The organism is Methanomethylovorans sp., from assembly GCF_050177135.1.
Taxonomy (GTDB): Archaea; Halobacteriota; Methanosarcinia; order Methanosarcinales; family Methanosarcinaceae; genus Methanomethylovorans.
This window is the reverse complement of the sequence record NZ_JBFXHJ010000043.1, coordinates 1-15,332: the sequence shown is the minus strand read 5'-3', so window position 1 is coordinate 15,332 and position 15,332 is coordinate 1. Positions and strand designations below refer to the sequence as shown.

Below are 15,332 nucleotides of genomic sequence, written 5' to 3'. Positions count from 1 at the left end.
GTTCCCACAGCATACACGGTAGCTTTGATATCCTTATCTGCAAGTTGCCGCATAACTTCCAGGAGTATGGCACAACCAGCACGGTTGTCAAAAGCCTTGCCTGTTATCTTGCCGTTTGCAAGGGCCACTACTTCCCTGTCCATGGAAACAGGTGTTCCTACGCTGATACCCATCTTTTCGGCATCTTCGCGGCTTGTGGCACCCACATCGATGAACATGTCCTCGGACCTCACGGGTCTTTTCCTGTCCTCGTCTTTCATCACATGAGGTGGTTTGGATCCGATAACTCCGGGGGTCGGGCCATTGCTGGTATGGACCATGACTCTCTGGCTGTGCAGAGTAGGGTCGAACCAGCCACCTATCTTCACGAACTTCAGGAAACCCTTATCGTCAATATACTGCACCATCAGACCGATCTCATCCATGTGAGTGGCGATCATGATCGATGGTCCGTTCCCTTTTTTAGTGCCAATGAGATTGCCCATCTTATCCGTGGTCAGCTCGTCCACATAGGGCTTAAGTCCCGCCTCCATAATGGCACGAATACTGTCTTCATGACCGGAAATACCATGTGCATTGGATAACTTTTTCAAAGAATCGATCAGTTGTTCCATATAGACCCTCTTTTTTGGGATTAGTGAAGGATAATAGGAACTGCTGGTATAAATATAGATGGATAATATAAATAAAATAGAAAAAAGATGAAGGCTAAGAGGTACTAACACATTTTTGTCGCTAACTACTTAATTTGGTTGAAATACTGAATGTGAACGAAATTTTATACCAACCCTTATTTTCAAAATTACTGGAGGAACTAAGCAGAAGTAATTATATACTTTAATTATTATATAAGGAGTAGGTATGTTTGTGACAATTTGGGATGTTTTTGAAAATAATTTAGATAACGGTTTGTCAGTACTTACCCATATGAAGATGTACATAACGATAAAACTAGCTCCATCTGTTTGGAATGAAGAAACTACCATCTGCCCCATCTTTCAGTATCATTATTATTTTAACCCGGGAGGATTGGCATATGGCTTCTGAGATAGTGGAACTGGAATCATCTTATGCAGAATTATCTTCTCTGGATGAAGAGAGAAAAAGATATGGAACCGTTTGTGCAGCTAAGATAGCTGTCAAAAAAATATTTGGTTTATCTGCATATTCCAGTTCAATTGAAGATTTTGATCCTGCTCTAATTAATACCCATCCTAATTTTGAAAGGTCTCCTGTTCATAAAAAAACTATTGCTGCTATACCTGCTTACAATGAGGAAAGATTCATCGCTAAGGTCGTCGCCGGATGCAAACCATATGTAGATGAAATAGTGGTTGTCAATGATGGCAGCATTGATGCAACCGCCATGATAGCAACAGCCTGCGGAGCCAAGGTCATTTACCATGAACAGAACATGGGCTATGGTGCAGCCATACGTACCTGCTTTGAGACAGCAAAAAATCTGCAGGCAACAGCAATGGTCATTTTAGATGCTGACGGCCAGCATGACCCTCTGGACATCCAGCAGGTTTTGCAGCCCATCCTCAACGATGAAGCCGATGTCTCCATAGGTTCAAGGTTCATTTGTACTAATAAGCCTGAGATACCTTTTTATCGTAAGATAGGTATGAAAGTTCTGGATTTCGCCACCAATCGTGGTGGGGATCTGAAGATCACAGATACGCAGAGTGGTTTCCGTGCCTATTCTTCCAAGGCCATTGACACGATAAGGATCGATAACACAAGTATGGCAGCAGGCTCAGAGATCTTGCTGCAGATAAAAGAAAGGAACTTAAGAATAAAAGAAGTACCTATCACTTGCAGGTATGATATTGAAGATACTTCCACACATAATCCGCTGGTGCATGGGGTGGAAGTCCTGGCAAGTATCATACGAGAAGTGGAGTACAAACACCCACTCTTTTATATTGGAGTACCTGGAATGATAATATTCTGTGCAGGATTGCTGAGTGCGGGATTTGTGTTGAGTTCCTATAATAATAGAGGTTATGTGCCATTTGGTCCAGCGATCTTAATGATAATACTTTTTGTAGTGGGTTTACTGGCTATATTCAGTGCTCTGAACTTACATGCAATAACACAATTGTTGCATAAAATGAAAACCTAATATAGTTCTTTTGAAATTCTTGTTCATTCTTTTTAATAGATTCTTGTTCCTCATCTTTCTCCAAAACATTTGCATTATCGTTTTTGCTTTTCTTCAACATCATGAAGGTAATTTTAACCCCAATCATCACTGCTCTTCTTTAAAAGAACAATTCTCTGTATACAAAAATAAAATACACATGGAGAAGAAAGGAAAATAAATAATTCTTCTTCTCTCTATATATTATTATTATTATTATTATTATTAGATGTATGCTAGAAATTTTAGATCAGTTTTATCGATTTCGATGGATCACAACAGCATGAAGGGTTATATTAAATCTAATTATATAAGAAGATCTGACTCAAACAGAGTGATATTCTTGTGTGCAGAAAGATTTCAATACGCTTTAATATACCTATTACTCTAAGAAGGATTATTAAATAATGTAGTTTGGTACGACTGAAATAGACAATGCAAGCTTGGAAGGTCATGGTAATTTTCTATATATTTACCACGAGATTAATGAAAAACAACATTTAATGTGGTCAAATGAAAATTATTATAATCACTCAGGGGATATCAAAAATCATTGATTCGATTATAAGATCGAACCATGAAGTCATTGGAATCATAGAGTCTGGACCACGTAAAGAACCACAGGGTTTTAAAAAGCTGATTAAAAAAGCAATCAGTGCTGTATATCTATCATTCAATTCTGGTTCATCATTACGCGATTTTGCAAAGAAGAATAATATTCCCTACTATTATTTCAAAAAAGGGGATGACAAAAATCTTGAAGACTGGATCAAAATGAAATCCCCAGATCTGGTAGTTGTTTATTCGATGTCGCAATTATTAAAAGAAAACATATTATCCATACCAAAAAATGGCCTGATAAACCTTCATTTATCTTACTTACCAAACTATAGAGGACCAAATCCAATTTTTTGGATGTATTATGATCACATACTCGATCCTGGGATCACTGTACATTATATAGATAAAAATGAAGATATGGGAGATATTATCTGCCAGGATAAGGTCAAAATAAATATAGGGGATACATTAAGCACGTACAAAGAAAAAATGTATCCAAAGGCATCAGAGCTAATTTTGAAAGCAATCGAAGACATCTCAAATGGAACGGCACCTAGGTCGAAACAGCCAACAGAAAGCCCTACAGTTAGAGCTAGAAATATAAATCCTGAAGAATATGCAGAACTTGTAAAATGGAACGAATGGGACGTGGAGCAATTGTTTCATTTTTTGAGGGGAACACCACAATACCATGACCAGCTATTAAATAGACAATATTTATATAATTTGGGTACCAAAATAGAAATAATTAATTACGAAAGGGATGCTGTTTCAAAATCGAAGATTGGAAAAATTGAATATGAAAATCGTATGCATTACTTGATCTGCAAAAATGGAAAAATATACATGAACATCTCTTTTAGTTTAATGACATTGTTAAAACGAATAGTATTGTAAAATCCCTAAATAACTATCAACTATAAATAAACACATGTGTCGTAACTATATTCAGGTAAAAGAAAGGCGTTTCAGTCAAAAGTGATAAAACATGGACTTGGTTGAAAACAAGATAGTATTTAATGTCGGCAACTATCAGAAGCAATATATCGATCAACTCCAGGAATAATAAAATTTTGTGGAAACGTCTAGAATGCTTTTTCAGAAATGCTCAAGGGACATGTAAAAAGAGTATTCATAGGAGTACGAATATGATGTCTGATGTTGAAATCAGAATATTGAAAAAAGATGAATATGGAAAATGGGATGGATTTGTAAATAAGTCACATCATGGAACCATTTTCCATAATAGTGATTGGTTGGGTACATGTAGTGAAGTCCTGAATAAAGATTTTAAAATACACGGTTTTTTCGATGAAGAGGAGTTAATTGGAGGATGTGCCTTCTTTATAGAACGGGTCAAAGGTCTATTAATAGGTTCTTCATTCTGTGAAATGACCCCCTATTTTGGATTGATATGGGAAGGGGCTACTGAAACTAAACTAAGGAAAGAAGAGATGCTTTTTAGAGAATTCATGAATTCATTTCAAAAGCAAGTAGAGCAACAGTTAGACAGGACCTATATTATCAATCCGCCAGGTTTTATGGATGTGAGGCCATTTGCACAGAACGGCTACAGAACTGAAATAAAATATACATATTATCTAAAAACGAAAAATATTACAAAATCAAAAGGGACTCAAAAAATTATAAATGGTGCGAGAAAGAAAGGAATATATATTGAAAAATCAGATGAAATTCAAGAGTATTCTAAATTATTGGAAAAAACGCTTCTACGCAAAAGGATACAATTTCCACGATCAAAAGATTTAATGCTTCGATTGTACAATAAATTTCATGATAAAAAACAGGCAGAACTTTGGATAGCGAGGACTAAAGACGGGGAGGTTGCTGCTGGAGAAATTATATTAAATGATCCAAAAATGGTAAACCGATGGTCAGCAGCTACAAACATTGAACTTGGGAATACCGGAGCTAATGCTTTACTTCTAGATACTGCATTTTTAGAATATGATATGAAAGGTTACGAAACCATCAATCTGATGTGCGCAAATGTTCCCAGCCTTACTCAATTTGTTTCAGGTTTTAATCCAATATTAGTGCCTTATTTCTCATTAGAACGAAATAATAAAAAGTATGAAATTGCAAAACAATCAAGTGATATATTCAAAAAAACAACTAATGGCATAAAAGGCATTTTTATGAATTTCTGTTAATTAACGATTAATTCGACGAGAAAAGCGTCAATTCCCTGAAGAATGAGATTGCGATCTAAATAATGATGAAGATTGCTAAGAGCATTTATGGCTTCTCTGTGACAAGAAGCAGGATCCGTAATTGCAGAATATAGGCTAGTGCCATTTATAACAGTTTTTTATGTAGCCTTATTTTAATAGATCCTCACATATATCAAGTACTTTTTCTGATACTGCTTTCCAACTTTGGGATCTTTGTACATAATTGCGGCCATTAAAACCCATTTTTTCCCTTAAATATGGATCAGAGAGGAGTTGTAGTACAGCAGTACTAAATTCGTTAGGATCTTCCGGGTTCACCAACAAACCACTATTTATCTGCTCAAGTACTTCAAACCCATCGAGCCTGCTAGCAATAACAGGCTTTCCGCAAGCCATATATTCATAGAGTTTTAAAGGAGAATAACCGGATTTAAGAGGTCTTTTTGGAACTACACAAACTTCACATGCGTTTATGTACATTGAAACTTGTTCATAAGGAACAGAACCTGTAAAAATGTAATTCCTACTCACATTTAAACTTTCTGCAAGAGTTATCAACTTTTCTTTCAGGACTCCATCACCAACTATTAAAAAAGTGGTATCTGGTTCCTTTTCTAAAATACTAGGTGATGCCTGTATTAAATATTCAACGCCTTGCCATGGGGCAAGATTGCCTGCAAAGCACACATGACTTTTACAGACATCCAGATTTAGTTCTCTTTTAGCTTTTTGACTATTCATCGGTCTAAATAAATCGATATTAGCACCATTATTGATTACATGGATTTTGGATCCAGGGATATTATACCTTTTACTAAGTTCTTCTTTTATGTTCTGAGTGACTGTTATTATTCTATTGCAATGTTTGCAATTAAAGGATGCAGAAGCAATAGATAAACTCAAAAAAACTTTCTTGATCGAAAATTTTGAAACAACATCTATTTCATCATTGATCAAACCGTTTACTTCAACTACCGAAGGGATACCAATCAATTTGCACAGTATGAGTGGAAGGAATGAAATAGAATCTTGACGAATGTATACTATACGAGGCTTTTTATGTAGCATGAAACGCAGCATCATAAAAGACAAAAATATTTCATAAGAGAGGGTAGCAAAATTTTTCACATGTAATACAGGAACCCAGTATATATAATTTTCATCGAAATCCTGTCGCTTACTATTCATAACAAATAACTTTAAAGGAACTTTATTTGCCATGTTTTTTGCTAATTCAATTATATGTGTATTTGATCCATCTTTAGAATTTAAAGTACCGTAATATAAAATATAGATTTCAGTGTCATTTGATAACATAAAACCTCTGTTTCACATTTAGTTGGTTGAATTCGCGTTGTATCAATTATTATAATACAGAGAAACATCTGAATTCGAATAAATTTTATTGGTTGCGTTCAAATAAGAATATAGTTTATTTCTATTCTCAATAGTGTTATAGTAGGAATAATTTGGTTCAGTTCTTGATTCAGGATCCTCGCTTCCGAAATATAGACCTCTTTTTGAGAACTCTCTATCGCGTATTAATATATAACCACTGTATATGGCAATGTTATCAACATGATCTATTTTCATAGAATTAAAGTAAGGGACATGCAATGCAGTAGATTTGTCGAATTTAGCTGGAAAATACCTTGAAGTTGGATGATCTGAATGAATAGAAGATCCAAAGGGAACTTTATGATCAACAAAATTAAAACCATTCACTTCGGTCGAGATGAAATATTCATGGACAGGAGTGATCCAAATATCTTCGGAGTCAGAAATGCTGTAAACTAGGGAGATAAATGTAAAAATGAAAAGTAAAACTATTATTACAGCAAAACTGAACCTTTTCAAATAATCAGATTCCACTGGAACTTTGATCAGAACTAAATATACGCCTAAACCCATTGCAAATGCTATGAAAGGACTAACGAACAGTAAGATGCGATCCATCTGATAGAGTATCACCAATTGCCAGATGCTGTCCAAAGGATTCGGGGCATACAATACAAATGAGAACAGTGCAACTAATCCAAAGACGGAAGCATAATTGTTTTTATAGTTCTTCAAGATGTACAAAATTGCGATCAGCATAAAAAACATACATATAGATCTATCCATAAGTCCCAATGTGTTTAACCATTCGTGCTTGACAACTTCCGCACTATGCATGATTGAAACGGAATCGAGGTTTTTGAGTTCTAATCTAACTCCTATCTGATACTTAAAAAAAGAGTATGCAACGAGAAGCCAATAAGAGATAAATATAATACCAAATAACAAAACATAATCAAGTTTAAGATATCTCTTATTTTCACTGATAACTTCCGAAATAGAAATTATAAGGAAGATCACCATGATCTGGATCAAAGATACCTGATGGATCAGTGCTAAAAATATAGCCATATATATAGAGATTAAAGTAAAAATTGCTTTGTGTTTTATGTAACTGTTTGAATAGATCAAATATAAAATTATTACAAAACCAATAAAAGCCATTGTCCTCGTGATCACATTTACACTATAGTATAAGAACACTGAACTTGACGAATATAGTAAACAAGATAAAAGAGCGGTCTGTGGGTTCCCGCACACTTTCAAAAAAACATAATATAGAAAGATGCTTGTCATCGCAAACATTGGGGCTGTTATTAGAAAAAGAGAGGTTTTCACAGATAAATTCAACATGTTAGCTGCTTCTGCTATCCAAATGTGATATAAAGGAAAATAAGCATAATCATTTAAAGAAAAGGGTATTATGCGACCTGAAATATATGTGATTAATGCCATAAAAGTATGGGGCATCAGGTCTGTCGTTCCGAAGTACAGGTCATAGTTCAGAGTAATACTATAAGCAAAATTTAGTGTAAGCAGAAATATTTTAATCAGTATGGTTCTATGATCTGGGTTTCTTGACAGGATTTGTAATGTGACGAGCAAATAACTTACAGCAATACTAGAAAAATAATACCAAGGTCTGCTATTATACAATAGAACGATGCTTATTGAAGCAAAATAAACAATCCAAAACATGCGATTTAACAGGGTTTCCCTTATAAAAGTAAAATCAAGTTTCTGGTTTAAAGGAATTATTTCATTTTTGATGCGAATAACCCAATAACAGGATGCTAACGCCGGAATTGCAATTACCATTCCCCTGACGGCAGAATTTATCTTTCCGGCCGCGATCATCCATATGCATGTACTAAAAACAGAAAATGAAATAAGATAGGGAAGAATTAGAGGCAAATAATGCATCAGATAACTGTTATATCGTTTTAGTTCCATTACAATCCCTGATGAACAATTTTATTTGCAGACAGATGTATATAGAACCTGAAAAAATGTTTACTACCGATTATGGATTCTTTCCAATACTTTTCATTAATTAGCACATACATTTTAATTTCTCTCAGAGGCTAGATAAGGAAAATATCTGCGAGTATTTCTGAACAACCGATTCAAATGAATATTCTTTGACAACATGATTGATCGCTTCTCCAGAAATTGCTGCGAGGTGATCATTGTTAAGGGATTCTATTATCTTGTCAGCAATGCTGGATGGGGAATTGTCCTTTAAAATAAAACCTGTTCTGTCATTTTCGATCAGATCAGGTATTGAACCCACAGGAGTCGCTAAGACCGGGGTTCCACAAGCCATCGACTCAAGAACTATATTTGGCAGTCCTTCAGTGTATGAGGGTAATACGAGTATCTTCAGTTGATTAAGGTAAAAGGGTAATTTGTCATGAGGCATCCATCCAAGTATGTCAACTTGCGCCTGTAAGTTATGTTCTCTTAAAAAAATATTTATACTTTCTTTTAAGGGACCATCTCCTATGATCAAAAACTTCAGATCACTTCTTTTTCCAAGAATAATGGGGATCGATTCGATGAAATTCAGAATTCCTTTTTCTTCACTTAATCTGCCAACATATCCAACCATATTATCTCTATGATCAAATGCTTTTTTTAGCATGAACTTATCAAGCTGTACATACTCACCCGGAGCATAGACTATTTTACTGCTGTACTTCGATAAGCTGAGATAAGAAGATAAGGAGGGAGAGCTCAAAATAATTTTACTTGAACTGATCTGTGTAATATCTTCCATCAATTTAACGATCACAGGGAAAGTTCTTTTTAAGAAGCTGTTTTTTTGATACATCAATTTTGTTCTTGAGTATTCTGAAGCCGGGTTCACCAGAACAGCCTCTTTACGGAGAGTCCTGCAAATAATTATGGGAAGAAAGAGCGTGCCGGAAACGAAAAAAAATCCACTGTCTACTTTTCGGCTAACAGACAGGATCTTAAAAGAAATTTCTAATTGTGCTCTTACAATGGACATTATTTTTAAGAAAATATTATCCTGAGATTTTACAGAGAGTACTATAAAATGTATATTATCTGATGAAGGAAGATGCTCTTTTGTATAATTATCAGAGATAAAGTACATGCGCTTATCTAATTCTCTGAAAATATCTGTAATATTAGAGATGAGAATACTGGTACCACTTAAGTGAGCATAGGAAACACCGGCAACAATACAGACAGACGATCGCACATCACATGCATCTTGGCTCTGAATATTACCACATCCTTATTCCATCTTGCAGACCTTGCAATGAAAGCACTATTTTGAAGCTGTTACCCACGAATATGCATGTTTTGTTGATTTGTCAAAGATAATCTTTCAATCAAATATTTTACATATGCTTCTGTAAAAACCATATTTTGTATTATTTTTAGATAAAACATAATAAGGGGCTAATTTGGGATTAAATGCTGACATATAGCTTGCTAAGTGGGGAACATTAGCTGTCATCATATTTAGTTCCTTAAAATTCCTATCCTTTAATTCTTTCAGAATATTATAGGTTAATAAAGTCGATGCAGCACTGCTTTTGAAAGCTCTGTTTGAAGCTGCTACCCACAAATATGCACGTTTGCTATCCCAGACAACTATTTCTGCGGATGCAGCCTCCCCCGATGGCATCCGTGCAACCCACATATCAGCTTTACCAGTGTTATGCAGAGTATCAAGGACATGTTCAATAAAACGAAATGGAACCGGAGGCTTTAGACCATGTTTATTATATGTATCTTTCCAGAGATCATAGAATACTTGAGCAGAACATTCATTATATATCTGAACTCCATTCCTTAAAGCCTTTTTTATATTGTTCTTTACTGTTTTAGATATCGTATCTTCGATGTTCTTAGTCAGATCGAAGTAGTACGTATATTTAACATCTGCAGTCCAGTCTTCGTGAGTAAATGGTCTCACGTCTACGAATTCCGGGGGATTGGCAATGAAGGCCCCATCGATCTTCTTGGATCCCATATAGGCCAGGATGCTTTGAACGACACTTGTTTGGAAGGATTCCATCTCATGGGTCTTGTTTTGATCATATAGATCTTTTATAACAAAGCCTCCATAAGGTGTTATATTGAAAGCAGTTGATCCAATATTGAATGATCTGAAACGTTTACTTAGAAAAGAGCAACCACCAATCAATTCGCCTTCTTTAAAACAACCGTATAAATGTTGATGGTACGAACATTTTGGATCGCCAGACAGTTTTAACCAGTCGGTTGTATGAAATAACGTACCATGAAGAGACTCTTCAACCAGATTATCCCATAATTTATATTCGCTGGAATCAAGATCTCTTACATCAAGGTTTTTCATCCATTTTCCTCTTTTTATCATTTTGAATAATTATACTTCGATACATCTGTTATAATATCTAAAAGACAAATGCATAATATAGAGAGATAATGTCAATTCCATTTTTCAAGCAGTTTTTTTGATTTTAGATCAGAGCATTGGAAGTCAACTACAACAAGACGTCTTAAAGTAGTATTATCAGATCAATTATATTATAATATATTATATTATATTAATCTTACTCGACAACTCATTTATTTGTGAAAGCACACCAAAATATCTTCTTAGATGTGTGTTCTACTTCAATGCTCTTCTTTAGAACAGTTTCAGAGAATGCCAATATTTAGATTGCAGACAGATAAACACTGATACCTTACTAACAATGCAGGAAGTAAGCGGGCTTCATATCAAAAGGTGGAATCTTTTTAAACTCGAGAAAAGAGAATGAGTAAAACGCCTTTGACAACTCACACTCCTGCTTAAAAATATCATCAAAGATACCAACCAATCAGCCCATTGCAGCCTGCTCCAAAGGGATTTTAGATCACAAGCCCATTATTTTAGTAGTTGATTATTAAGATCAATCTGATCTCTTATGGAATGGTTACATTTTCTCATATAACTGCAGAAGTCTCTGTTCCATAATACTCCAGTTGTATTTCATTTCAAAAGCTTCTCTGCCGTTTTTTCCCAGTTTTAAACAGCTGGATCTATTGTCTTTTAAGTAGAATAGTGTATTTCTAAGTTTTGATGTATCATTATATGGTATAACAACACCACAATCCGTTTTTTGAACAAGTTCTGACATTGTTGTTTCTTCATTCACGATAATTGGTTTAGCACACATCATTGCCTCGAACAGCTTATTAGAACTTGCTAGTCTGTTGTTAGGAATCACAGGATCGTAATATGCAAATATAGCATCTGCCTCTAAAGTCAGATTCAAATATTTTTTGTAATCAACCCAATCAATAAATAGAACATTTTTCATGGAGCTAAACATCGGTTCAAAGGTACTTAGATCCGGTCCCGTTCCAGCTACAATAAAACAAATGTCATCTTTGTCCCTAATTGCATTAAGCAATTGACCAAGTCCTCTGTCCTTTGCAATTGTTCCACCATAGAATATTGTAAAAATGTTGCTTTCCTCAATTAAAAACTCATCTGCAGATATATCTATAGGACAGTTCATAATTATTTCTAATTTCTTGACTTTCGCACCTTTTATTTGAACGAGCCTTGATTCATCTACCAAAATAGTAGCATCAGTGAACTGTATACAAAACAATTCAGTCCGTTTGACCAAATTTCTGACAAATGAAGGAATGGATGAAGGCAATGCTTCTGAATAAAAATCAAAGATATCATAAACCACTTTGTTATGTTTTAGCATTTTCGAAACAATTGCCGGAACAAGAGTATCAAAATCGCATGCATGAACGATATCATAATGGTGCTTTAATAAGAACATTAATTCGTGCAACCACCAAACGAACATATATGCTATAAGTGAGGGTCTGCCATATGGAGCTTTAAAACCAAAGTAATTGATAGTTATCCCATCATATTCTTCAGAATAAGAACGATTATTATCCCTGTTCCAATACAATATGCTTACCGAATATCCAGAACTTGCTAAACTACTGGCTTCTTTTAAAACCCTCGTTGGGCTTGTAGAAGATCTTACTAACAAGACATTTTTCATTGACTCACCTGTAAAAATAGAAGCCGGTATGCAAAAGTGGTCTCGGAAGCTTCATCATCTGTACAACACCTTTCAATATATGAGGAGTGTTAGTGAAATTACTTTTCATCTCACACCACCTGAAACAAGTTTAATCATACCGTTCCAGAAACCTAGTGTATATGAAACATGTTCTAAAGCGAAAACTAATGGTACCGATAGCAGGTACAATAGTTTTTTATGGTTCATAAATAAAAGGAGATCAAAAATAATTAAAATGATCAGATAAAGTGAGATCATGAGAAAAAAAGCCTCTTTTAAAACAAATAAGAACACAAATGACAATAGAGCCAAAACAGGTGGCACGACTTGAAGATCTAAAAGTTTATTCTGAGCACGTCCTTTACCAAAAGTATACATCCTTTTAGCAAAATCCTTTAATCCTCTGTCCTGGTTATGGAAAACAATTGCGTTTGGAGTATAGAGGATCTTACCGTATTTAAGCAACCTTTTGTTTATTTCTGTATCTTCATTAATTCTAAGGGCAGCATCGAAATTTCCTACATTTAGCAGATCAGTTAACCTGTACATCGAATTACAGCCACTGATACTTTTTACATATTTCTTTGTGGAAAAAGCTCTGTCTTGGACAGAATTTGCACTTCCGAGGAAAGAATCAAGGGTAAGAGAAATAGATTCTTTCCAAATACCCTTACCTACATTTACAGTTGCCCCTCCAACTCCCACAATATGTTCATTGAACTCATTTAGAAGATTTTCAAGCCAATCTGATATAGGAATACAATCTGAATCAGTAAATGCTACATATTGTCCTGTAGCATGCTCAACTCCCTTTTTACGTGCTCCCCCAACTGTGGTATATTCTTCATATAGTATGACCACATTGAATTTTTTAGCTTTATCTACAGTATTATCTGTTGAATGACCATCGACTACAATTATTTCATAAGGAGCTACTGTCTGATCAGAAACCGCCTGTAGACATTCCTCTATCTTACTTTCTGCATTTTTTACAGGAATTACGACCGTCACTTTAGGTATATTGGACATATGACCACCATTTTCAAAGACAATGTTATTTCATTCCATATTTACACGATTTTTTCATTTCTATATGCTTTTCCTGTATGAACAGATAGTTTACTTCCGGAAGATCTTGGTAGACAGGGATAGTTGTTCACCTCAGATGCTTAGTTACACAATCATCTCAATTTTCCTTCTTTCCGTTTCCTCTCCACATTTTTGTAACCAGTTAGTCTTTCAAGGAGCTTGATGTCATTGTGACTGTCAACTTCGGCCTCTGGCCTGCATCAGACCACTCTGAGCTGTAGAAGGCAATGTAATTGCCGTTCTCTGTCATGGCCTTGAGGAAGAAGCCAGTGTTCTCATACGTACCATTTATATATTCCTGCACAAGCTGTGTGACATCGAAGTCATAGTATTTGTTACCAGGCATTGTGGTAGCCTGGAAGGTTACTGAAGCATACGGAACATTGCCCTGAGGAACACCATTCTTATCGAACCAATTTCCTCCCGGTATAGTCCAGAGAGTATCTGAGGCACGATTATTCCAGCTAACATACTTCGTGTCCCATTCGACAGGCCTGTATATCTCCACTACAGTATCAGAAGTGCGAGTTTTTGAAGCAGGGTAATACCAGTAGAGAGAAAGTGTCGCCTTAGAGATAGTATCCGCAGTGCTGTATCCGTTAAGATCGAACCACATCAGATCCCTGTAACTGGTCGTATCAAGACTGCCAATGTCAATATAGTTGGAGCTGGAAAGGACAGTGTTCGGAGATGACTGGCGCAGTCTGTTGTCAAAGTCTGGCACAGATGAGGTAGTGATTGTGGGGTTGCTGACAACTACCTGTAATGTGTCTGAATCAGTTCGACCATCAATATCTGTAACAGTTAAGGTCACAGTATAATTGCCTGCAGCATTATATGCTTTTAAAACTGTTACACCAGTGCCTTCAGAGGTTATGCCATCTGATGCGTCAAAGTCCCAAGAATATGAAGATATTCCTTTATCATCAGTGGAAGCACTACCATTGAACGTAACAAATGAACCTGTTATAGCAGCCTTATCAAAGCCAGCGTCTGCAACCGGTGGTTCATTCACATGGGCTGATGTGATGCTTACAGTCAACTTCGGTCTCTGGCCTGCATCAGACCACTCTGAGCTGTAGAATGCAATGTAATTACCATTTTCTGTCTTTGCCTTGAGGAAGAAGCCAGTGTTCTCATAGGTACCATTTATATATTCCTGCACAAGCTGTGTGACATCAAAGTCATAGTATTTGTTACCAGGCATTGTGGTAGCCTGGAAGGTTACTGAAGCATACGGAACATTGCCCTGAGGAACACCGTTCTTATCGAACCAGTTACCTCCCGGTGTAGTCCAGGGAGTGTTCCAGGTGACATATTGTGGATCCCACTGCATTGGTCTGTAAACTTCAACTACACTATCATAAGCACGTGTATTTCCAGCAGGATAATACCAGTATATTGACAGGGTTGCCTGGGATATGGTATCCTTTGCATTGTATGCACTAAGATCGAACCACATCACATCTCTGTAATTGGTAGTGCCAAGCCTTCCGACATCAATGTACTTTGAACTAGATAGAACACTGTTAGGAGAAGACTGACGCATTCTGTTGTCGTACTCCGGCGTATGAGCGATGGTCGTTGCAGGAGTAGTGACAATTACCTGCAGCGTGTCTGATCCGCTCTGACCATCAGTGTCAGTAACAGTAAGCGTCACTGTGTAATTCCCTGTAGCTGTATATGTTTTAGTAGCTGTAACTCCTGTGGCCTCAGTACTTATACCATCTGCAGCGTCAAAGTCCCATGAGTACAAGGCTATGCCATTGTCATCAGAGGAGGCGCTGCCATCAAAGGTAACCATGGAATTTACAAAAATGTTGTTAATATCAGGACCAGCTTTGGCGATGGGTTCACTATCTTGTACCGGAGCCGAAGAAACACTTTTAGATGCCTCTTCGGTATTACCGTATCTGCCGACATTGATCCTATTACCATTCT

Annotated in this window: 12 protein-coding genes; 4 read left to right on the top strand and 8 right to left on the bottom strand. The window is 36.1% G+C overall.

Annotated elements, in window-relative coordinates; genetic code table 11:
- The coding region (locus tag AB7U21_RS05320; RefSeq protein WP_428387527.1) for a M42 family metallopeptidase at positions 1-614 on the bottom strand (614 nt) is incomplete at its 3' end.
- A 247-nt stretch (positions 615-861) separates the two neighbouring features.
- Here AB7U21_RS05320 and AB7U21_RS05315 point away from each other — a divergent pair.
- From AB7U21_RS05315 to AB7U21_RS05300, 4 genes are all read left to right on the top strand, one after another.
- Positions 862-1,047 carry a hypothetical protein gene (locus AB7U21_RS05315; protein ID WP_428387525.1) on the top strand — a complete coding sequence of 62 codons (186 nt, stop codon included), beginning with the start codon at positions 862-864 and terminating at the stop codon, positions 1,045-1,047.
- On the top strand, positions 1,037-2,128 hold the full coding sequence (locus AB7U21_RS05310; RefSeq protein WP_428387523.1) for a glycosyltransferase family 2 protein: 1,092 nt from the start codon (positions 1,037-1,039) through the stop codon (positions 2,126-2,128). The genes AB7U21_RS05315 and AB7U21_RS05310 overlap by 11 nt, the downstream gene beginning before the upstream one ends.
- 531 nt (positions 2,129-2,659) lie before the next feature.
- Positions 2,660-3,604, top strand: coding sequence for a methionyl-tRNA formyltransferase (locus AB7U21_RS05305; RefSeq protein ID WP_333786974.1), 945 nt, complete (start codon positions 2,660-2,662; stop codon positions 3,602-3,604).
- Between the two features lie 251 nt (positions 3,605-3,855).
- Positions 3,856-4,881, top strand: a complete 1,026-nt coding sequence (locus AB7U21_RS05300; protein ID WP_333786975.1) for a GNAT family N-acetyltransferase — start codon at positions 3,856-3,858, stop codon at positions 4,879-4,881.
- Between the two features lie 168 nt (positions 4,882-5,049).
- Here AB7U21_RS05300 and AB7U21_RS05295 read toward each other — a convergent pair whose 3' ends face one another.
- The 7 genes from AB7U21_RS05295 to AB7U21_RS05265 all read right to left on the bottom strand — a co-directional run.
- A complete protein-coding gene (locus AB7U21_RS05295) occupies positions 5,050-6,219 on the bottom strand; it encodes a glycosyltransferase family 4 protein (RefSeq protein WP_428387520.1) in 1,170 nt (389 codons plus the stop codon).
- Between the two features lie 42 nt (positions 6,220-6,261).
- Positions 6,262-7,263 carry a hypothetical protein gene (locus AB7U21_RS05290; RefSeq protein ID WP_428387517.1) on the bottom strand — a complete coding sequence of 334 codons (1,002 nt, stop codon included), beginning with the start codon at positions 7,261-7,263 and terminating at the stop codon, positions 6,262-6,264.
- A gap of 1,054 nt (positions 7,264-8,317) precedes the next feature.
- Entirely contained in the window at positions 8,318-9,361 is a 1,044-nt protein-coding gene (locus tag AB7U21_RS05285; protein ID WP_428387515.1) for a glycosyltransferase family 4 protein, read from the bottom strand.
- 237 nt (positions 9,362-9,598) lie between these two features.
- On the bottom strand, positions 9,599-10,597 hold the full coding sequence (locus AB7U21_RS05280) for a GNAT family N-acetyltransferase (RefSeq protein WP_428387513.1): 999 nt from the start codon (positions 10,595-10,597) through the stop codon (positions 9,599-9,601).
- A gap of 583 nt (positions 10,598-11,180) precedes the next feature.
- On the bottom strand, positions 11,181-12,281 hold the full coding sequence (locus tag AB7U21_RS05275) for a glycosyltransferase family 4 protein (protein ID WP_428387511.1): 1,101 nt from the start codon (positions 12,279-12,281) through the stop codon (positions 11,181-11,183).
- Positions 12,282-12,386: 105 nt separating this feature from the next.
- On the bottom strand, positions 12,387-13,331 hold the full coding sequence (locus tag AB7U21_RS05270; RefSeq protein WP_428387509.1) for a glycosyltransferase: 945 nt from the start codon (positions 13,329-13,331) through the stop codon (positions 12,387-12,389).
- 202 nt (positions 13,332-13,533) lie between these two features.
- Positions 13,534-15,332: disaggregatase related repeat-containing protein (locus AB7U21_RS05265; protein ID WP_428387507.1), on the bottom strand; the 1,799-nt coding region annotated here is incomplete at its 5' end.

Excerpts from the sequence above, each read along its gene's own strand:
- AB7U21_RS05315 (WP_428387525.1), top strand. The coding sequence starts at position 862 with ATGTTTGTGACAATTTGGGATGTTTTTGAAAATAATTTAGATAACGGT.
- AB7U21_RS05310 (WP_428387523.1), top strand. The coding sequence starts at position 1,037 with ATGGCTTCTGAGATAGTGGAACTGGAATCATCTTATGCAGAATTATCT.
- AB7U21_RS05305 (WP_333786974.1), top strand. The coding sequence starts at position 2,660 with ATGAAAATTATTATAATCACTCAGGGGATATCAAAAATCATTGATTCG.
- AB7U21_RS05300 (WP_333786975.1), top strand. The coding sequence starts at position 3,856 with ATGATGTCTGATGTTGAAATCAGAATATTGAAAAAAGATGAATATGGA.
- AB7U21_RS05295 (WP_428387520.1), bottom strand. The coding sequence starts at position 6,219 with ATGTTATCAAATGACACTGAAATCTATATTTTATATTACGGTACTTTA.
- AB7U21_RS05290 (WP_428387517.1), bottom strand. The coding sequence starts at position 7,263 with ATGGTGATCTTCCTTATAATTTCTATTTCGGAAGTTATCAGTGAAAAT.
- AB7U21_RS05285 (WP_428387515.1), bottom strand. The coding sequence starts at position 9,361 with ATGTACTTTATCTCTGATAATTATACAAAAGAGCATCTTCCTTCATCA.
- AB7U21_RS05280 (WP_428387513.1), bottom strand. The coding sequence starts at position 10,597 with ATGAAAAACCTTGATGTAAGAGATCTTGATTCCAGCGAATATAAATTA.
- AB7U21_RS05275 (WP_428387511.1), bottom strand. The coding sequence starts at position 12,281 with ATGAAAAATGTCTTGTTAGTAAGATCTTCTACAAGCCCAACGAGGGTT.
- AB7U21_RS05270 (WP_428387509.1), bottom strand. The coding sequence starts at position 13,331 with ATGTCCAATATACCTAAAGTGACGGTCGTAATTCCTGTAAAAAATGCA.